Source organism: Achromobacter spanius, from assembly GCF_029637605.1.
Classification (GTDB): Bacteria; Pseudomonadota; Gammaproteobacteria; order Burkholderiales; family Burkholderiaceae_B; genus Achromobacter; species Achromobacter spanius_E.
The window spans coordinates 424,584-444,049 of the sequence record NZ_CP121261.1 but is presented as its reverse complement, the minus strand read 5'-3'; the positions used below and the strand labels follow the sequence as shown (position 1 = coordinate 444,049).

At 66.6% G+C, this 19,466-nt stretch carries 19 protein-coding genes; 16 read left to right on the top strand and 3 right to left on the bottom strand.

Going from position 1 to position 19,466, the window contains the following annotated elements; all coding sequences use genetic code 11:
- Positions 1-62 precede the first annotated feature (62 nt).
- The 7 genes from P8T11_RS02030 to P8T11_RS02000 all read left to right on the top strand — a co-directional run bounded on the left by P8T11_RS02030 (position 63) and on the right by P8T11_RS02000 (position 7,793).
- Positions 63-1,538: an aldehyde dehydrogenase gene (locus tag P8T11_RS02030; protein ID WP_268078571.1), complete on the top strand. Its 1,476-nt coding sequence runs from the start codon at positions 63-65 to the stop codon at positions 1,536-1,538.
- Positions 1,539-1,544: 6 nt separating this feature from the next.
- Positions 1,545-2,567, top strand: a complete 1,023-nt coding sequence (locus P8T11_RS02025) for an NAD-dependent epimerase/dehydratase family protein (protein WP_268078572.1) — start codon at positions 1,545-1,547, stop codon at positions 2,565-2,567.
- Positions 2,568-2,701: 134 nt separating this feature from the next.
- Positions 2,702-3,676, top strand: coding sequence for a tripartite tricarboxylate transporter substrate binding protein (locus P8T11_RS02020; protein WP_268078573.1), 975 nt, complete (start codon positions 2,702-2,704; stop codon positions 3,674-3,676).
- A 36-nt stretch (positions 3,677-3,712) separates the two neighbouring features.
- Positions 3,713-4,390 carry an RraA family protein gene (locus tag P8T11_RS02015; protein WP_268078574.1) on the top strand — a complete coding sequence of 226 codons (678 nt, stop codon included), beginning with the start codon at positions 3,713-3,715 and terminating at the stop codon, positions 4,388-4,390.
- On the top strand, positions 4,387-5,352 hold the full coding sequence (locus tag P8T11_RS02010; RefSeq protein ID WP_268078575.1) for a 2-hydroxyacid dehydrogenase: 966 nt from the start codon (positions 4,387-4,389) through the stop codon (positions 5,350-5,352). The genes P8T11_RS02015 and P8T11_RS02010 overlap by 4 nt, the downstream gene beginning before the upstream one ends.
- On the top strand, positions 5,349-6,770 hold the full coding sequence (locus P8T11_RS02005) for an FAD-binding oxidoreductase (RefSeq protein ID WP_268078576.1): 1,422 nt from the start codon (positions 5,349-5,351) through the stop codon (positions 6,768-6,770). The genes P8T11_RS02010 and P8T11_RS02005 overlap by 4 nt, the downstream gene beginning before the upstream one ends.
- A gap of 63 nt (positions 6,771-6,833) precedes the next feature.
- Complete coding sequence (locus P8T11_RS02000; protein ID WP_268078577.1) at positions 6,834-7,793, top strand: tripartite tricarboxylate transporter substrate binding protein; 960 nt, start codon at positions 6,834-6,836, stop codon at positions 7,791-7,793.
- A gap of 331 nt (positions 7,794-8,124) precedes the next feature.
- On the opposite strand, the gene P8T11_RS01995 is transcribed toward P8T11_RS02000, so the two are convergent.
- Positions 8,125-8,628, bottom strand: a complete 504-nt coding sequence (locus P8T11_RS01995; protein ID WP_268078578.1) for a hypothetical protein — start codon at positions 8,626-8,628, stop codon at positions 8,125-8,127.
- Between the two features lie 207 nt (positions 8,629-8,835).
- On the opposite strand from P8T11_RS01995, the gene gspG reads away from it, so the two are divergent.
- The 8 genes from gspG to P8T11_RS01955 are packed head-to-tail and all read left to right on the top strand — an operon-like array spanning position 8,836 to position 14,142.
- Complete coding sequence (gene gspG, locus P8T11_RS01990; RefSeq protein ID WP_050449346.1) at positions 8,836-9,264, top strand: type II secretion system major pseudopilin GspG; 429 nt, start codon at positions 8,836-8,838, stop codon at positions 9,262-9,264.
- Complete coding sequence (gspH, locus tag P8T11_RS01985; protein ID WP_268078579.1) at positions 9,236-9,724, top strand: type II secretion system minor pseudopilin GspH; 489 nt, start codon at positions 9,236-9,238, stop codon at positions 9,722-9,724. Before gspG ends, gspH begins: the two co-directional genes overlap by 29 nt.
- Positions 9,711-10,139: a type II secretion system minor pseudopilin GspI gene (gspI, locus tag P8T11_RS01980; protein ID WP_268078580.1), complete on the top strand. Its 429-nt coding sequence runs from the start codon at positions 9,711-9,713 to the stop codon at positions 10,137-10,139. The genes gspH and gspI overlap by 14 nt, the downstream gene beginning before the upstream one ends.
- Positions 10,136-10,774, top strand: coding sequence for a PulJ/GspJ family protein (locus P8T11_RS01975; RefSeq protein WP_268078581.1), 639 nt, complete (start codon positions 10,136-10,138; stop codon positions 10,772-10,774). The genes gspI and P8T11_RS01975 overlap by 4 nt, the downstream gene beginning before the upstream one ends.
- On the top strand, positions 10,771-11,724 hold the full coding sequence (gspK, locus tag P8T11_RS01970; protein ID WP_268078582.1) for a type II secretion system minor pseudopilin GspK: 954 nt from the start codon (positions 10,771-10,773) through the stop codon (positions 11,722-11,724). Before P8T11_RS01975 ends, gspK begins: the two co-directional genes overlap by 4 nt.
- Positions 11,721-12,713, top strand: coding sequence for a type II secretion system protein GspL (gene gspL / locus P8T11_RS01965; protein ID WP_277549481.1), 993 nt, complete (start codon positions 11,721-11,723; stop codon positions 12,711-12,713). The genes gspK and gspL overlap by 4 nt, the downstream gene beginning before the upstream one ends.
- Complete coding sequence (gene gspM, locus P8T11_RS01960) at positions 12,710-13,384, top strand: type II secretion system protein GspM (RefSeq protein WP_268078584.1); 675 nt, start codon at positions 12,710-12,712, stop codon at positions 13,382-13,384. Before gspL ends, gspM begins: the two co-directional genes overlap by 4 nt.
- Positions 13,384-14,142, top strand: a complete 759-nt coding sequence (locus P8T11_RS01955; RefSeq protein ID WP_268078585.1) for a type II secretion system protein N — start codon at positions 13,384-13,386, stop codon at positions 14,140-14,142. The genes gspM and P8T11_RS01955 overlap by 1 nt, the downstream gene beginning before the upstream one ends.
- A gap of 111 nt (positions 14,143-14,253) precedes the next feature.
- On the opposite strand, the gene gspE is transcribed toward P8T11_RS01955, so the two are convergent.
- Positions 14,254-15,681: a type II secretion system ATPase GspE gene (gene gspE / locus P8T11_RS01950; protein WP_268078586.1), complete on the bottom strand. Its 1,428-nt coding sequence runs from the start codon at positions 15,679-15,681 to the stop codon at positions 14,254-14,256.
- Positions 15,678-18,074 (bottom strand): type II secretion system secretin GspD, encoded by a 2,397-nt coding sequence (gspD, locus tag P8T11_RS01945; RefSeq protein ID WP_268078587.1) that lies wholly within the window; start codon positions 18,072-18,074, stop codon positions 15,678-15,680. The genes gspE and gspD overlap by 4 nt, the downstream gene beginning before the upstream one ends.
- Before the next feature lie 180 nt (positions 18,075-18,254).
- On the opposite strand from gspD, the gene gspF reads away from it, so the two are divergent.
- Positions 18,255-19,460, top strand: coding sequence for a type II secretion system inner membrane protein GspF (gene gspF, locus P8T11_RS01940; protein ID WP_259248835.1), 1,206 nt, complete (start codon positions 18,255-18,257; stop codon positions 19,458-19,460).
- Positions 19,461-19,466: the final 6 nt, after the last annotated feature.

The following is a 19,466-nucleotide window of genomic DNA, read 5'->3' as shown; positions in this document are numbered from 1 at the left end:
GTGTCTAATAATTGACCGACCGATGATGACGTCTACCCAAGCCCTTGACCCTCAAAGACGTTATGGACGCATCAAGCAGCAAGCCCTTCCGGCTGGGCGCCAACTGGCGCCAAAGCCAAGACGGCGACGCCGTCATCACCTCCATCAACCCGGCCGACGGCAGCATAGCCGGCATCGTCACGCGCGCATCGGCGCAGGACGTGGACGCGGCCGTGGCCATTGCCTGGGACGCTTTCCACAATAAGCCCTGGCGCAAGCTGCGCCCGGACCAGCGCGCCGCCACCTTGTACGAAATCGGCCGGCGCCTTGCCGCCGAGCGCGAACCCTTGGCGCGGCTGCAGATGCAAGACAGCGGCAAGCCCTGGAAAGAATGCCTGAACATGGTCGACAGCGCGGCCGGCCATTTCCGCTACTACGCGGCCGTATGCGAAACCTGGCAGAACGAAATGACCTCGCCGCGCGGCGAGTACTTTTCCATGGCGCTGGCTGAGCCCTTTGGGGTGGTTGCCGCGATTACGCCGTGGAACTCGCCCATCATGAACGAGGCGCAGAAAGCCGCGCCAGCCCTTGCTGCCGGCAATGCCGTGTTGCTCAAGCCTTCCGAGGAAACGCCGCAGTTGGCCCTGGAACTGGCGCGCATCTGCGGCGAAGCCGGGCTGCCAGAAGGCCTGCTGACCGTGCTGCCCGGGCATGGCGAAGACGTGGGCGCGGCGCTGGTCAAACACCCCGGCGTGCGCATGGTGTCGTTCACCGGCGGCACTGACACCGGACGCGCCATTGGCGGTATCGCGGGCCAGCGCCTGATTCCGGTTGGGCTGGAACTGGGCGGCAAGTCACCCCACATTGTGTTCGACGATGCCGACCTGGACCGCGCCGTGGCGGGCGTGGTCTCGGGCATCTTCGGTTCGGCGGGCCAGAGCTGCGTTGCGGGCTCGCGCCTGTTCGTGCAGAAATCCATCTACCCGCGCTTCATGGAAGCCTTGGTGGAACGCACGCGGCAAGTGCGCGTCGGGCTGCCGGACGACCCGGCCACGCAGATGGGGCCGCTGGTGTCTCGCGCGCATCGCGACAAGGTCGCGGGTTATGTGGATATCGGCCGCGCCGAAGGTGGCCGCGTGCTGGTGGGCGGCGAGCCGCCCACGCAGGTGGAACTGGCCAATGGCTGGTTCTATCTGCCCACGGTCATAGACGGGCTGGGCAACCAGGCCCGCGTGTGCCAGGAAGAGATTTTCGGCCCCGTGCTGGTGGCGCTGCCCTTTGACGACGAGACCGACGTTGTCCACCAGGCCAACGACACCGCCTTCGGCCTGGCCGCCGGCATGTGGACGGGCGACTATGCCCGCGCCTGGCGCGTGGCCCGCGAGATCGAGGCCGGCTCTATCTGGATCAACACCTACAAGCAATCGCATATTGCCACACCCTTCGGCGGCTTCAAGGCCAGCGGCATCGGGCGCGAAAAGGGCCTGCACGGCCTGCGCCTGTACAGCCAGGTCAAGAGCCTGTACTGGGGCATGCATGAAAAACCCATGGGACTTTGAAGCAACATGACAACTGAAAAGAAAAGCGCGGCGCTGTCTCTGGCCGATTCCCGCATCCTGATCGCTGGCGCCGCCAGCCTGGTGGGCTCGCACACCGCCGACGCCTTGCTCGCCGCCGGCGCGAAAGAAGTGATACTGCTGGACAATTTTGCATTCGGCACGCCCGAGGCCATTGCCCACCTGCAGGACAACCCCCGCGTGAAAGTGGTTCGCGGCGACCTGATGCGCCTGCCGGACCTGCTTGCTGCGACCGAGGGCGTGGACGGCGTACTGCACCTGGCCGCCTACATGACACTGGGCTTTTCCCAGACGCCATGGCAGGCGGTGGACGTCAATGTCCGCGGCGCGCAGAACATGCTGGAAGCCTGCCGCGCCAACAAGGTGCGGAAAATCGTCTTCGCCTCATCCAACGCGGTCTATGGCTATGGCACCGGCATCGCCGGCGCGCTGGTCGAGAACGGCCCCTTCCATTCCGAAGGCGCGCCGCCAGCCGCCATCCTGTATGGCGCGTCCAAGATCATGGGCGAGCAGCTTTGCCGCCAGTACTACCAGAAGTCCGGGCTGGACTACGTGGTGCTGCGCTACTCCACCGTCTACGGCGAACGCCAGCACTACCGCGCCGCCAACTCGCTGTACATCATGGAAACCTACGACCGTGTGCGCAAAGGCGAGCGGCCCGTACTGCCGGGCGACGGCACCGACACCAAGCACTTTGTACACGTCTCCGATGTGGCGCGCGCCAACGTCGCGGCGTTCCAGAGCACGGCGACCGACGTGGCGGTGAACGTGTCGGGTCCCGCGCCCATCACCACCGGCGAACTGGTGCGCTTGGTGCTCGACTACTGCAAGAGCGATCTACAACCCGAGATCAAACCCGACCCGCCCGGCACCGTGCGCCTGACCTCGGGTGGCGCGTTCCATATTCCCCACGACCTGGCTGGCCAGCGCATCGGCTGGCAGCCGAAGGTCGGCATGGCTGAAGGCGTGGCCCGGCTGCTCGCCTGGCGCGAAGCGCAAGAAGCCGGCTGAGTCCGCGGCCACGGGCGAACCCAGGGCAAAACCCGCCACATGGCGCCGCAGAGCGTCAGGCAATAAGCAGCAAACGCATTCAGGGTCCGCATCAAGACAAAGCGGACCCGATGCGCACATGAGGAGACATGACAATGAAGAAGCGACATTGCATCGCTGGCGCCTTTCTTGCGTGGGGCATGGCCCTGGGCGCTGGCGCGGCGCTTGCCGAAGGCTATCCTGACAAACCCGTGACGCTGGTGGTGCCGTATCCGCCGGGCGGCGCCACCGACGTCATCGCGCGGCTGATTGCCGAAAAACTGCCGTCGGCCTGGGGCCAGCAGGTCATCATCAACAACCGCCCCGGCGCCGGCACCACGGTGGCGGCCGAGTCGGTGGCGCGGTCGGCCGGCGACGGCTACACGCTCTACATGACGACAGCGGCGCACACGATCAGTGCCAGCCTGTACAAGAAACTCAATTACGACCCCCTGAAGGATTTCGCGCCGCTGACGCTGACCTCCACCATTCCGCTGGTGCTGGTGACGGCGCCGTCCTTGCCGGTCAAGAATCTGGACGAACTCATCGCCTACGCCAAGGCCTCGCCCCAGGGCCTGAGCATGGCCTCCACCGGCAACGGCACCCCCCAGCACCTGACCGGCGAGCTGTTCAAGGCACGCGCCGGCCTGAATCTGGTTCACGTGCCGTACCGGGGCGATGCGCCCATGATCACCGACCTGATCGGTGGTCAGGTGCAGATGGCCTTCGTCACCCTGTCGGCCGCGTTGCCGCATATCCAGTCGGGCAAGCTCAAGGCGATTGCCCTGGCGCATCCGCGCCGCGTCGAAGCCATTGCGCAGGTGCCCACGATGACCGAGGCCGGGATGAAGAACTTTAACGCCGCCACCTGGTTCGGCTTGTTCGCACCGTCCAGCATGCCCGCCGAGCTGCGCGAAAAGATCTACCACGACGTCGCCAAGATCGTCGCCACCCCCGAGATGACCAAGAAGCTGCAAGACATGGGCGGCGACGTGAACAACAGTTCGCCCCAGCAGTTCCAGGCCTTCATCAATGACGAAGCACAACGCTGGGCCGAGGGCGTGAAGCTCTCTGGCGCGCAGATCGACTGAGCCGCCGCATTGATCATCAGACCGGAGACACAACACATGAGCGACATCGAACAAGACCTGTTGGCGCGCTGCGCCACCATCGGGACCAGCACCTGGGCAGACGCCATGGACGCGCTGGGCATCGCGGGCGTGGTGCAAGGCATTGCGCGCCGCGGCGGCCAAGGACGCATTGCCGGCTTTGCCGTCACCGCACGGCATGTTTGGGGCGGGCTGGGTGACTTCGACCGCGCCGACTTCGCCGTGGGGCGGCTGGTTGCCGCCACGGGTCCGGGCCGCGTGCTGATGGTGGATGCGGGCGGGACCTGCATTTCCACCTTTGGCGGCATCGCGTCCCTGGCGGCGTCCCGGCGCCAGGCCACGGCCGTAGTCATCGACGGCGCTTGCCGCGACGTTGACGAAATCCAGGCGACCGGGTTGTGGCTTGCCAGCCGCCACATCACGCCCTTGACGGGCAAGACGCGCTTGCGCCTGCAAGCCATGGGCGAGCCGGTAACCATCGGCCAAGTGCGGGTCGCCGAGGGCGACCTGGTGGTTGGTGACGACACGGGCCTGGTGGTGGTGCCGCGCGAGCGCCTTGAAGCGGTGCTGGCCGCCGCGCAAGAAGCCCTGGCGGTGGATGAGCGCGTAGAGCAAGGCATCCGCGACGGCCTGTCGTTCGCCGACGCCGCCGCGGCGGCCAACTACATCCCCGCACGCGCCGGAGACAGCGTGTGACCACCTCCTATGACGTCGTGCAGGTGGCTTCGTTAGGCACTGAGTTCGACCAACGCCTGGCGGCCCGCTACCGGGTGCTGCAAACCTGGCATGACCCGCGCGGCCTGACCGCATTTGGCGATGCGCTGCATGACGCGCGCGTCGCCGTGACCTCGGTGCGCCATGGATTCACGCAAGCCATGTTCGATGCACTGCCCGCCTTGCAGGCGGTGTGTAGCTGGGGCGTGGGTCATGACACGCTGGATTTACGGGCCGCCGCCGCGCGCGGCATCGGCGTCAGCGTCACGCCTGACGTGCTGGACGATTGCGTGGCCGACCTGGCCTGGGCCCTGCTGCTTTCCACCGCGCGCCGAACAGCCATCGGCGACCGATACGTGAAAACGGGTCAGTGGCGCGCGCTGGGGCAGTTCCCGATAACGACCAAGGTGTCGGGCAAGCGCCTGGGCATTCTTGGGCTGGGTCGCATCGGCGAAGCCATTGCCCGACGGGCTGCCGGCTTCGACATGGACGTGCGTTATCACAACCGCGCGCCTCGGCCCGGGGCACCCTATGGCTACGAGGCCTCGCTGGTGGCGTTGGCCGAGTGGGCGGATTTTCTGGTGGTCGCGTGCGTGGGCGGCGCCGCCACGCGGCACCTCGTGGATATGCCGGTCATCCGCGCGCTGGGGCCGCAAGGCATCCTGGTCAATATCGCCCGAGGCAGCGTGGTGGATCAGGCCGCCGCGCTGGCTGCCCTGCGTTCGGGCGAACTGGGCGGGGCCGGGCTGGATGTGCTGGAGCAGGAACCCACGCCGGCCACGGAATTCGCAGGCCTGGATCAGGTGTCACTCATGCCGCACGTGGGCAGCGCCACGCGCGAAACCCGGGCCGCGATGGCGGAACTGGTGCTGAACAACGTCAACGCATTCATGCAGACCGGCCGCCTGGTCACGCCGGTAGCCTCACGAGAGATGCAGACATGACGCATGCCGCATTGCTGGCGGAGCTTGCCGCCTGCATCGGGGATGCGCACGTGCTCACGGGCGCCGCCGCCGAGCCCTATCTGACCGACTGGCGCCAAGCCTTCACCGGCCGCGCGCTGGCCGTGCTGCGCCCCGCCAATAGCAGCGAGGTGGCTCAGGTGGTGCGCCTGTGCGCCGCCGCCGGCGTGGCGATCGTGCCGCAGGGCGGGAACACCGGCCAGGTGGCCGCCGCCACACCCGATACCAGCGCGTCGGCCGTGGTGCTCTCGCTGCTGCGCATGAACCGCGTGCGCGCCGTCGACCTGGATAACGACACCATCACGGTCGAAGCCGGCTGCGTGCTGCAAACCGTGCAGGAGGCGGCGACCAACGCTGGCCGGCTTTTTCCGTTGTCCCTGGGCGCGCAGGGAAGCTGCACCATCGGCGGCAACCTGTCCACCAATGCCGGCGGCACACAAGTGCTGCGCTACGGCAACGCCCGCGAACTGGCGCTGGGCCTGGAGGTGGTCACGCCGCAAGGCGAGATCTGGCACGGGTTGCGCGGCCTGCGCAAGGACAACACCGGGTACGACCTGCGCGACCTCTACATTGGCAGTGAAGGCACGCTGGGCATCATTACCGCAGCCGTCCTCAAGCTCTTCCCCCTGCCCCGCGCGCAATGCACGGCTTTGGTCGCTGTGTCGGGGCTGGCGCAAGCGGTGCAGTTGCTGCAACGTGCCCGCGCGGGTTTTGGTGCAGGCCTGACCGCGTTCGAAGTCATGTCGCTTGCTTGCATGAGCGATGTGACTCGGGCCTTCCCGCAGCAACGCCTTCCTTTCGCGGATCTGCCCGAAGACGCCTGGTGCGCCTTGCTTGAGGTGTCAGACCACAGCGACGGGCCGCATGCGGCAACGCGGCTGGAAGCTGTGCTGGCGGGCGCCTTGGAATCAGGCGTAGCCCTGGACGCCGTGGTCGCGGTGTCCGGCGCGCAAAGCGCTGCCTTCTGGCATTTGCGCGAAAGCATCACCTTGGCATTGGCGCGGGCCAAGGCTTGCGTCAAACATGACATTTCACTGCCTGTCTCGCTCATCCCCGAATTTGTGCGGGCCACCGACCAGGCGCTTGCCACCGCCTTTCCCGGCGTGGCGTTGCGCGTGTTCGGACACCTGGGCGACGGCAACCTGCACTACAACCTGCTGCCGCCCACGGGCGCATCGAACGCAGACATCCAGCGGCTGGTGCACGACAGGGTCCACGAAGCCGGCGGATCCATCAGCGCCGAACAAGGCATCGGCCAATGCCGCGTAGAGGATCTGCAGCGCTACAAGAGCGCGCTGGAGCTGGACCTGATGCGGCGCATCAAGCTTGCCCTGGATCCCCAGGGGCTCATGAACCCCGGCAAGGTGCTGCCGGCAAGCGGCTCGCTTCGCGTTCCCTAGCCGGCCAGCCTTGCCGGCTTCGACTTCCCACGTCCAACTTCAAATACAAAACCTGGAGACAACATGTTTTTTTCACGCAAGAGCACCGCGCGCGCGATCCTTTCCGTTGCTGGCCTGTGCGCCGCGTTGCCCGCCTGGGCATGGCCCGACCACCCGATCGAATTGATTGTGGGTTTTGCGCCTGGCGGCGGCACGGACCTCACTGCCCGTGCGCTGGCGGTCTTTCTGGAAAAGGAGTTGGGCACCACCGTGGTGGTGCAGAACAAGCCGGGCGCGTCCAGCGCCATTGCCCTGGCCTACGTGGCGCGCGCCAAGCCGGACGGCTACACGCTGGCCATGACGAACATGCCTGGGCTGGTGTCCTTGCCCATCGAGCGCAAGGCAGGCTTCACCCGTGACGACTTCACCTACCTGGCCAATCTGGTGCGCGACCCCAGCGCCTTCAGCGTGGCCAGCAACAGCCCCTATCAAACGCTGGAAGCCCTGATCGCCGCCGCCAAGGAAAAGCCCGACACGATCAGCTATGGGTCCACCGGCGTCGGCACCGACGACCATCTGGCGCTGGTCCTGTTCCAGGCCCAGACCGGCACCAAGCTGAACCACGTGCCCTACAACGGCGCGGGTCCCCTGCGCACTGCGGTACTGGGTGGTCATACCGTCGTCGGCGGTCTGAACCTGGGTGAAGTCATGCCCTATCACGGCAAGAACATGCGGGTGCTGGCGCAAGCCAGCGAAAAGCGCTCGCCCTTGGGCCCAGACGTGCCCACTTTCAAGGAACTGGGCGTGAACCTGGTGTTTGCATCGGAACGCGGAATCGTCGCGCCCAAGGGACTGCCGGCCGATGTGTCCGAAAAATTGCGCAAGGCGTTGGGCAAGGTTGCGGCCAATCCGGACTTCCAGGCCCAGATGAAACAGCAGTTCACCGAGATGGATTACGTGGACGGCCCGCAGTGGCAGGAACGCCTGAAGGGTGACGACGCCCGCCTGCGTGAGATCTGGGCGCAAACGCCCTGGGTCGAATAAGCGTCGACGCAAGCATTACTGTCATATCCAGGGGCGCATCATGGCTTTCGATCAATAAGCCGATGCGTACCCAAACGACGCAAGATGGCGACGGAGCCCTCCATTTCGAACGTAATCTGCCAAGACTTGTTGGGCAACACGTCGATTTTCAGTATGCGAGGGTCGAAGCAGCCAGTAATTGAATGAAGCCTGAGCTTGTTAGGTTGGGGATAACGCACCAAATCGCGAATGGCATTCTTTGCGGCATTCTGGATTTCGAGAGGCGCCCTGCGAAAGTCACGATCGAACGTCTCTTTCCTGGCAAGAGACCTGATAAGAATGGACGCCAAACTTATCGACCCAAAGATTTAAGAAACGCTTCGACGTCGTCCTGCGGGCCGCCCACGACCACCGCCGCCACGTCTGCATCATTTTCCATGACGGCCCACTTCAAGTCGTGCAAGTGGGAAAAGGCATCTTTCACCTGAATAATTGCCTTATCGAAGGACTCCACCACGCCATCACCGTCTTGAAGCTCATGGTCCGCCAAGGCCGCCAGGCGCTTTTCTTCAAGCATGCGCCCCAGTTCGGCAAGCACATCCAGCGTGTCATCAAACGCGGCCTGGAACACGCCCTCGCGGTCCAGCACCTGCCGTTCGCTTGCGGACGCGCGGCAGATCGCGTGCGCCACATCGGCGGCGTTTCTTGAGATGGTTTCAAAGGTATTGGCCAGCACTTCGTTGCTGGCTACCGTATCGTCGATAGCGCGAAGCAGGTGCAGGGAACGACTGCTGTCGGCTCGAGCGCCTTCCACAATGAAAGCGACCAGCCCGCTATGAGAAATGGTGGAACGCATATGCGCTTCCTTTATCGGCGTGTTGGACCCCAATCCTGGGACCCAAGACAAGGCATGCGGAAAGTATAGACACAAAGCCAAATCGCCCGCCAGTTGTGGGAAGCCGCAATATTTGCGGTTTTCCTCCTGGCCCCGCCAACGCAAGCATTACTGTCATATTTCATGTCCACAATTCCGGGCTTCTACTAGAAAGACCGGAGTCGTAAAGTGCGTCAGTTACCGCGCGGGCTTGCCCGTCAGCAAGGTTTCACCCTGATCGAGATCATGGTGGTGATTGTGATCATGGGGATTCTGGCGGCGCTGATCGTGCCGCGCGTGCTGGACCGCCCGGACCAGGCGCGGCAGGTGGCGGCGCGCCAGGATATTGCCGGCATCATGCAGGCCTTGAAGCTGTACCGGCTGGACAACGGCCGCTATCCCACCACGGCGCAAGGCCTGCGCGCGCTGGCCGAAAAGCCGGATGGCGCGTCGAACTGGCGCGGCTACCTGGACAAGCTGCCCAACGACCCCTGGGGCCACCCCTATCAATTCCTGAGCCCGGGCGTCAAGGGCGACATCGACGTGTTCTCGTTTGGCGCCGACAACAAGCCCGGCGGAGAAAACGGCGATGCCGACATCGGTTCCTGGGAGCTCTGAGCGCGGCTTCACGCTGGTTGAAGTGCTGGTGGTGCTGGTGATCGTGGCCATTGCCGCCAGCATGGTGAGCCTGTCGATCGGCAAGCGCGACAACGGCCTGCGCGCCGATGCCGAACGCCTGGCCGATGCATTCACCGTGGCGCAAAGCGAAGCCCGCAGCGACGGCCGGCCCATACGCTGGCTGGCCGACGACCAAGGCTGGTCGTTCGAGCGACAGGGACGCCTGCCCGGCCCCAGCGCCGACGAAAACGTGCCCGTGCCGGTAGACCACCTGGAGCACGACGACATGCTGCGCCCACAGTCCTGGCACGCGGGCGTCGTCCATCTGGTTCTGGCCCCCGACCGCCCGCTTGTGTTCAACACAGAATGGGTTGCCGACCCGATCACGCTGACCCTGCGCGCGGGCGATGACCAGGTCACCCTGCAACGCGACGCCGCCGGCCGCTATGACATCCGCTGATTTTCCTCCCTGCGCCAACAAGCTTGTGGGCAAACCTCCAAAACGCTCTCAGCGCGGCTTCACCCTGATTGAAGTGCTGGTGGCGCTGGCCATCATTGCCGTGGCGATGGCGGCTGCGCTGCGCGCGACCGGTGTCATGACGGCCAACAACCGCGCCCTGCAGGACAAGACCTTGGCATTGCTGGCCGCGCAAAACGCCTTGACCCAGTTGCGGCTGGAACAGAGCTTGCCGCGCGCCGGATCGAAGACCGTGCCTTGCCCGCAAGGCGGCCGCGCGTTGCAGTGCGAACTGGTGTTCACGAATTCCATGAACCGCAGCTTCCGGCAGGTATCGGTCAACGTCCATGACGCCGCATCGGGCCGGCCGGATGCCGTGCTGCTGCAATTGGACGGCCTGCTGTCCAGCCTGCGATGACCATGCGCCGCGTGCTATCCCCATCCGCCAAGCCCCCCACCCGCGCCCGCCAGGCCGGCTTCACCCTGATCGAGGTCCTGGTGGCGCTGGCGCTGATGGCGCTGGTCAGCCTGATGGCCTGGCGCGGCCTGGCCAGTGTGTCCAGCGCGCGCGACCGCATCGAACAGCAGGCCGAAGACACCGACGCCATCGTCCGGACGCTAGGGCAGATGGCCCGCGACGTGGAACTGTCCTACACCGGACCCCGCTTTGATGCGCCCGGCAAAGACGCCGTCTCGCTGACCAGCGGGCTGCGCCTGCTGCGCCAGAACACGGGCGGGCAGACGCTGGAACTGCTGCGCCCCGATGCCGACGGCAATGGCCTGTGGCAGCGCGTGCAATGGCAGGTTCGGGCCGACGGCCTGTGGCGCGCCAGCGGGCCGCCCGCGCCGCGCAGCCCGCTGCCCGCCGCCGTCAACGCCGTGCTGCTGCTGCCCGGCGTGCGCGTGTTGAGCCTGCGCGCCTGGGTGCCAGGCGTGGGCTGGGCGGACGCCAATGCCAGTTTCGGCACGGCGCCAACCGGCATCGAGATCACGCTGGAACGCGGCGCGGCCAACGCGCCGCAGCGCTACACGCGCATTCTGGAGCTGCCATGACGCCCCGCCCCAGGCTTGAAGAGCGCGGCGCGGCGGTCATCAGCGCACTGATCATCGTGGCCATTGTGGCGGCGCTGACCACCAGCCTGTTCCAGCGCCAGACCGCCAGCACGCGACGAGTGGAAAACGAGATGTCGCGCGTGCAGGCCCGCGTCATGCTGGCAGGCGGCATCGACTGGGCGCGACTGGTCATCCGCGACCACGGCAAGCGCGAATCCACCACGCGCGGCGATCAGATCTGGGCAACGCCCATCCTGGACACACGCATCGAACGGCCCGGCGACGACCGCGTCGCCGTGTTCTCGGGCCGCGTGCAAGACGAACAGGGCAAGTACAACCTGAGCAACCTGGCGCGCAACGGCGTGCCGCAACCCGAACAGGAAAAAGTGCTGCGCCGCCTGCTGGCCGCGCAGCAGTTGCCCGACACGCTGGCGGCCCATATCGTCGACATCATTGCCTTGTCGCAGCCGCCCGCGCTGGCGGCCGACGCGCCGTCCGGCACCAAGGGCCAGCCCGCCGCCACCCCCGACTCGCGCGCGCCCCTGCCGCGCGGCGTGGACGAAATTGCCGCCCAGCTTGGACTGGAACCCGCCGTGCGCAACGAAATGCGCCGCACGATGACGGTGCTGCCGGTAGCCACCAGCGTCAACGTCAATACCGCACCCGCCGAGGTCATCGCCGCCCTGGTGCCGGGGCTGTCGCTCAGCCAGGCGCGCGCCATGACGGGCGAACGCGATCGCGGCAACTGGTTCAACAACGCCGGCGACTTCAGCAACCGCCTTGCCGGCACCGGCGTAGAGGCGACCGCCCCTACCGTCACCACCGCCAGCGGCTGGTTCATGGCCAGCGGCACCGTCGTCTACGAACGCGCGCGAGTCGCCATGCAAGCCCTGGTGCGCAGCGCGCCGCCCGCCGCGCCCGACACGATATGGACAAGAGAAATCCCTTGAAGAACGCCTTGCGCATCGCGCTTGCCCCCTTGGACGAATTCACAGCCGATTCGCCCCTGCCCTATGCCTGGTTTGACCGGCGCGGACGTTGCGTCCAGCAGGGTGAACTGAGCGTGCGCGCGCTGGGCAACGCCTACCCACACGCCGCCTGCGAAGCGGTGCTGCACCCCGCCGACGTCATCGCCACCACGGTACGCATTCCGGCCGTGCCTCGCGCGCGCTTTGCCGCTGCCGTGCACAGCGCGTTGGAACCCTTGGTGTTAAGCGACCTGGACGCGCTGGCGATCGGGTTCAGCGCGCGCGCCGCCGATGGCAGCGTGGCGCTGGCGTGGTCACCCCGAGAACCAGTGCGGCGCGCCTGGGGCCTGCTAAACGCCCACGGCCTGCGCGCCCATGCGCTGATCGCACCGCAGACTCTGGCACCCACGTCGTCCGACCCCTTGCGCGACCCCGCCGACCCGCGCTGGCAAGCGCCGTCGCCCACCTGGTCGCTGGCCATGCCGCAGTTGGCGCCGGCCCAGGTCTCGCGCTGGCGTCCGGTGTGGCGTTGGGGCGCAGCAGCGGCCGTGGTCTGGATTGCGGGACTGAACATCCACGCCTCGCAGCTCAGTGCTGAAGCGCAAGCGCTGACGGCGGGCATGCGCCAGCAGGTGCTGGCCGCGTTTCCCGACCTGCCGGTCGTGCTGGACCCGCCGCGCCAGGCCCAGCAAGGGTTGGATGCGCTACAGGCCAATCGCGGCGCGGCCAACGCGGCGGACTTTCTGCCTCTGGCGCGCGCCACCGCGCAACTGCTGCCGTTCGCGGCCGACAAGGTGTCGCGCCTGACCTACGCGGATGAGGCCCTGACCCTGCAACTGGCCGAATCCGGCGAGCAGGCGCAGCGCGTCGCCGAAACCCCCGCGCTGATCCAGCAAGCCGCCGCCTTGGGCCTGAAGCTGGAACGCGGTGACACCGACAACACCTGGCGCATCGTGCGCAAACAACCATGACCGCCCCGATTGAAAGCCGGCAGACGAATTTGCAAACGACTCCGCAAGCGAATCCGCGGACGACTCCGCACACCAATCTGCAAACCCGTCTGCAAGCCCGCTGGCAAGCCGCGCACGCCCGCGTGCGCAAAGCCGTGGACCCCACGCTTGCCCGCGCCCGACTACGCTTTCAGGCGCTGGCACCGCGCGAACGCCGCCTGGTCGCGGGAGCCGGCGCGCTGCTCGGCGTGGTCGTGGTCTTTGTCACGCTGATCGAACCGCCCCTGAACACGATGCGCAAGCTGCAAGCGGAGCTGCCCCTCTTGCGCGGGCAGGCTGCCGCCGTTGCCGACCTGACCACCCAGGCCCGCGCGCTGCGCCAACGATCCACCGCGCCCGTGGCGTCCCTGCCCACGCAGGCGGAAGTGGGCGCCAGCCTGGAACGCGCCGGTTTACCGGCGGCGATGTGGACTCTGGGCACGCCCGAGTCCGGCAAGGGCTTGCAATTGACCTTGAACCAGGCGCCGTCATCCGCCCTGCTGCCCTGGCTGGACGGCGCCGGACAAGACTGGGGCCTGAGCACGCAGCAGGTGGAATTGACCCGGGCCACCAATCCCAATGGCCGGCCCCTGCCAGGTCTGGTCAACGGCCACGTCACGCTGACGCTGCCCGAACAGCCGGGAGCCCGCTGATGGCGTTGCTGCGTTTGAACAAGCGGTCGGCCGCGCTCTGGCTGGCCAGTTGCGCCTGTGCGGTGGCGGCCGGCGCCAGCGTGCTGCCCGCGCGCTGGTTGCTGGCCATGCAATCGGATTCTTCCCTTGTTTCGCTGGCGGACGCCGGCGGCACGGTATGGCACGGCAGCGCCTGGGTGGCCTTGGGCCCGCAAGGGTCCCGCCGGGTGTTGCCGCAGCCCGTGCAATGGCAATGGCGTTGGGACCCGATGGCGCTTGAGGTCACGCACCCCTGGCTGCAAGGCCCCTTGCGCGCGCGCCTGGCCTGGAACGGCGTGTCTGTGCCGGCGCAATCGCTAAGTGTGCCGGCCACCGTGCTGCCCGCGCTGGGCGCGCCCTGGAACACGCTGGCGCCCGAAGGCATGCTGGAAATCAAGTGGCAGGCCTTGCGTCTGGGCGGCAGTTTGCCCACCGGCCAGATCGCCGATTTGCGCTGGCGTAACGCCGGCACCGCGATGACGTCAATCGCGCCGGTCGGCACGTATCTGCTGCGGGTACAAGGCCAGGGCAAGGCGGGCGCCACGCTGACGCTCAGCACGGAAAGCGGGCTGCTGGCCGTCACGGGCCAGGGCACCGCCGGCCCGCGCGGCGCGCGCTTCGAAGGCCAGGCCACCTTTGCCGAGGCTGCCACGCCCGCGCAGCGGGCCGCGCTGGACGGCTTGATGTCCACGCTGGGCCGCCGCTCGGGCGACAAGGTGGTGTTTCGGGCCGGCAAGTAGCCGGGCCTGGCGCGAGGTAGGCCGCGCCTGGGTGCCTGGGTGCCTGGGTGCCTGGGTGCCTTGGTCCCGGCGTGCCTGCGTACCTGCGTACCTGGATGCCCGCCCGCTGTGCTAAGCGTCGCGCGTGACCCGCACGATTTCCTCGGGCGAGGTTTGCCCGCCTTCCACCCAGCGCTGGCCGTCTTGCCGCATCGTGCGCATCCCGGCGGCCATGGCGGCCACGCGCAATTCGCGTTCGTCGCGGCCTTCATGGATCAGGCGGCGCGCGTCGTCGTCCACGGTGAACAGTTCATGAATGCCCGACCGTCCGCTGTAGCCGGTGTGATTGCAGGCTGGGCAACCCACGGGATGGAACACGCGCATGCCATCCTGCATCGACGGTTTCTTGCATTCCGGGCACAGCTTGCGCACCAGCCGCTGCGCCAGCACGCCCAATAGCGACGAGGCCAACAGAAAGGGCTCCACGCCCATATCCGTCAGCCGCGTCACGGCGGACACGGCATCGTTGGTGTGCAGCGTGGCCAGCACCAAGTGGCCGGTCAGCGAGGCCTGCACCGCGATCTGCGCGGTTTCCAGGTCGCGGATTTCTCCGATCATGATGACGTCCGGGTCCTGGCGCAAGATGGCGCGCAGGGCCAGCGCAAAGCTCATGTCGATCTTCGCGTTGACCTGCGTCTGGCTGATGCCGGACAAGTCATATTCGATGGGGTCTTCCACCGTCAGGATATTGCTGGTGGCCGCGTCCAGGCGGCTTAGCGCGGCGTACAGCGTGGTGGTCTTGCCGCTGCCGGTGGGTCCCGTTACCAGCACAATGCCGTGCGGCTGCCGGATCAGGCGGTCCAGTTGCGTCAGCACCTCGGGGCACATGCCCAGGCGCTCCAATTGCAGCCGCCCCGCTTCCTTGTCCAGCAGGCGCAGCACGGCGCGTTCACCATGCCCCGTGGGCAGAGTCGACACGCGCACGTCAATGGGCCGACCGCCCACGCGCAACGCAATGCGGCCATCTTGCGGCAGGCGCTTTTCGGCGATGTCCAGATGCGCCATGATCTTGATGCGCGAGATCAAGGCCGCATGCAAAGCCTTGCGCGGCGACACCACATCGCGCAGCGTGCCGTCGACGCGGTAGCGCACCACCGAATGCGTTTCGAAAGGCTCGATGTGGATGTCGCTGGCGCCATCGCGCGCGGCCTGCGCGAACAGCGCATTGATCATGCGGATCACGGGCGCGTCGTCCTGCGCTTCCAGCAGGTCAGCCACCTCGGGCATGTCTTGCAGCAGGCGGTCCAGGTCAATCTCGTTTTCCGCCACACCCATCACGGACGCGGCGTCTTCGGAATGGCTGTATGCCGCCGTCAACAAGGTTTCCAGCGCCTCGTCGTCCACCTGCGCCAGCGCCACGTCGCCATGGCAGCGCCGGATCTCGCGCACCGCCCAATCGGGCGTGCGCGGGCTGACCGTCAACTGCACCTGGCCCGCGCGCAGCGACAGCACGGCACGCTGCGCGCGCGCCCAGGCGTAGGGCAAGGGATGCGCGCTCATAGCAGCGACTCGGGGTCCACCGCCACGCTTTGCATCAAGGTGCTGGACACGTGGATCGGCAAGGCGGCGTTGCCGGTCGGGGGGCTACCCGGATACTGGCGCACCGCGAACGACTGCACCGTGACAGGAGGCGGGCGGCGCAGCGTGGTGGCCTGCTGCTCCGGGCGCAGGTCGTAGGCGTTGTTCGACACCGATGGCGCGGACCCGGGCAGCGGCAGCATCGGCGCCTGCATGTCAGGCAGCGCCCAGTGATGGCCCGGCTGCGTCGCGCCCTGCGCGCGGCGCATGTAGTCGTAGCGGTCCATGGTGACGCTGGCGCTGCGGTTGGCGTCGCGCACCACGTAAGGCCGCAGGAACACCATCAGGTTGGTCTTGGTGCGCTTGCGCGTGTCGTAGCGGAACAGCGACCCGATCACCGGCAGCGAACCCAGGCCGGGCACGCTGTTCGTCGTCAAGGTCACGTTGTCTTCCAGCAGGCCGCCCAGCACGATGATCTGGCCGTCATCGATCAACACGCTGGTGTCGATGGCGCGCTTGTTGGTCACGATGCCGCTGGTGGAATTGGAACGGCTTTCGTCGATGCTGCTGACTTCCTGGTAGATATCCAGCTTGACCGCGCCGCCTTCCGAAATCTGTGGGCGGATGTTCAGCTTCAGGCCCACGTCCTCGCGTTCAATCGTCTGGAACGGGTTCGAGCTGCCGTTGCTGCCCGACGTAACGTATTGGCCCGTCACGAATGGCACCGTCTTGCCCACCAGGATGCTGGCCGACTGATTATCCAGCGTCAGCAGGTTCGGGGTGGACAGGATGTTGGCTTCGCCCGTGTTCTCCATGGCGCGGGCCAGCACGCCCAGGTTGATGACCTGGTTGCCCAGCACGTCCACCGTGCCCTTGACCACGCCCAGGCTCAAGCCCCCGCCGATGGCGTCGATGGACGTCGGGCCGTTACCGGTGATGCCGCTGCCGCCCAGGTTGGTGCCGCCGATGAAGCTGGTGCCGTTGCTGTTGATGTTGCCGGCGCCCGTCATCCACTGGATGCCGAATTCCGCGGCCTTTTCTTCGCTGACTTCCACGATCAGGCTTTCCACCAGCACCTGCGCGCGACGCTGGTCCAGCTGGTCGATCACTTCACGCAGGCTGCGGTACAGCGGTTCGGGCGCGGAAATGATCAACGAGTTGGTGGCCGGATCGGCCTGGATGGTGGCCCCGCCCGCGGAATACGACACCGCCTGCGAGCTGTTGTCTTCTCGCGCAATGCGTTCTTGCTCGCCCGACAAACCGCTCTTGGACGAACCCGACAAGCTGGCCATGCCCTGCCCCGTCTGCGCGCTGCCCGCAGCCGTGTTCTGGGTGCGCGCACCCGTCTGCTGGCCGCCCGTGGCGCTGCTTGCGCCGCCCGACGCGCCAGGCGCGGAGTTGGCCTGTCCGGTCAACAGGCCGCCAAGCACTTCGGCAATACGCGAGGCCTGGGCATTGCGCATGTAGACCACGTGCAAGTTGCCGGCGCGGTTCTGCTGCGCGTCCAGTTTCAGGATCAGGTCACGCGCCAGGCGCGTGCGCGCCGGGCTGCCCGAACGCACCAGCACGCTGTTGCTGCGCGGGTCGGCCACCACCGCGATGCGCTGCGTGGGGTCGCTGCTTTGCGTGTCCAGCAACTGCGAGGCCAGGATGGCGATGTCGGTCGCGATGCCCGACTGCACCGGCACCACGTCGGTGTCGATGGAGCTGGGCACGTCGATACGGGCGATGACCTGCGCGATGCGCTCCAGGTTGTCGGCGTAGTCCGTGACCACCAGCGTGTTGTTGCCGGGGTACGCATTGATGGGGTTGTTGGGCGGCACCATCGGGCGCAGCACGGGCACCAGGTTCGCCGCGTTCTCGTACTTCAGCGGGAACACGCGCGTCAGCATTTCGCCGCTGCTGCTGCCGCCTTTCGCGAAGGCCGACACGGGCACCGGCCCGCGCGCGGCATTGCCGGCGGCGGCACTGGCCGGCGCATTGGTCGACGCGGAACTTGCAGCCGGCCGTGTATTGCCCACCACCGCGCTGCCTTGCAGCTTGGCGTCGGCTTCCGGCACCACGCGCGTCACGCCGTCCACGTCCACGATGGCAAAGCCCTGCAAGCGCAGCGCCCCCGTCAGCATGGCCAGCGCCTGCCCGCTATCCACGGGGCGGTCGGACACCAGCGTCAGCTTGCCCTTGACGCGCGGGTCCACCAGAAAGTTGCGATGCGTGAACAACGACAGCGCGCGCAACACGGCGGGAATGTCGGTGTCGACAAAATTCAAGCTGACACGGTTGTCCGTTTGTTGAGCGTGGGCCGTGCTGATCGCCGGTCCGATTTGGCTTGCGATGAGCAAGGCGGCAAGGCTGAATTGCGCGATGTGACGCATGACGAGAGTGGTGCCTTCAGACGTGAATGCAGAAGTGAAAAAACGTGAAATCGCGTCGGAGTATACGGGGTGACAGTGCAACACTACGGTCATATTTGACATGCAACATACAGCCTGCAAACCCTTTAAATTCGGGGCTTTTGCGCGTTTTTGATATGCGCGTCGCCCCCTGCTTTCACCATGCCTTCCTTTCGATACGAAGCCACCGACGCGCTGGGAAAAATCGTGCGTGGCACGATCGACGCCGACACCGAGCGCGGCGCTCGCAACCAGTTGCGCGGCCGTGGCCTGCTGCCCTTGTCGACGGCATCCGCCGCGCGCACTGAAGGCCTGGGCGCCAGCCTGCGCACCCGTTTGTCGGATGCCGACCTGGCGTGGCTGACGCGCCAACTGGCCAGCTTGCTGGCGGCGCGCCTGCCCTTGGATGCCGCGCTTTCCGCCACACTTGAACAAGCCGAGAAAAAACACATCGCGGCAACGCTTGGCGCCGTGCGCGACGACGTGCGCGCGGGCCACCGCCTGTCCACCGCGCTGGCCGCTCGGCCACGCGATTTTCCCGAGATCTATCGCGCCCTGATCGGCGCGGGCGAAGAGTCCGGCGATCTGGCGCAAGTGATGGAAAAGCTGGCGGACTACATCGAAGAACGCAACACCTTGCGCAGCAAGGTCATGACGGCCTTCATCTACCCGGCGGTGGTTGCCAGCGTGTCGGTCATCATCGTGATCTTCCTGCTGGGCTATGTGGTGCCGCAGGTGGTGTCCGCGTTCAGCCAGGCCAAGCAGCAACTGCCGATGCTGACCCGCGTGATGCTGGCCTTGTCGGACTATGTGCGCGAATGGGGAATGGTGACGGGCGTGGCCGTGGCCTTGGCCATTGTGTTGTGGCGCTACACGCTGCGCGCGCCCGCTGCGCGCCGTGCATGGCATGCGCGTGTGTTGCGGTTGCCGCTGATGGGCCGCTTCGTGCTGGGGGTCAACGCCGCGCGCTTTGCGTCCACGCTGGCCATTCTGTGCGGCAGCGGCGTGGCGCTGCTGACCGCGCTGGACGCCGCGCGCCGCACCTTGGGCAACGACGTGCTGCGCCAGGCGGTGGACGAAGCGTCGGCGCGCGTGCGCGAAGGCGCGGCGCTATCGGCGTCGCTGGGCGCGCAGAAGGTCTTTCCGTCGCTGTTGGTGCACCTGATCGCCAGCGGTGAAAAAACCGGACGGCTGCCTGAACTGCTGGACCGGGGCGCGCAGAACCTGTCGCGCGACCTGGAACGCCGCGCCATGGCGATGACGGCGCTGCTGGAACCGGCGCTGATCCTGCTGATGGGGGGCTTTGTGCTGCTGATCGTGCTGGCGGTGATGATGCCGATTCTTGAAATGAACCAGTTGATCCGCTAGCAAGAC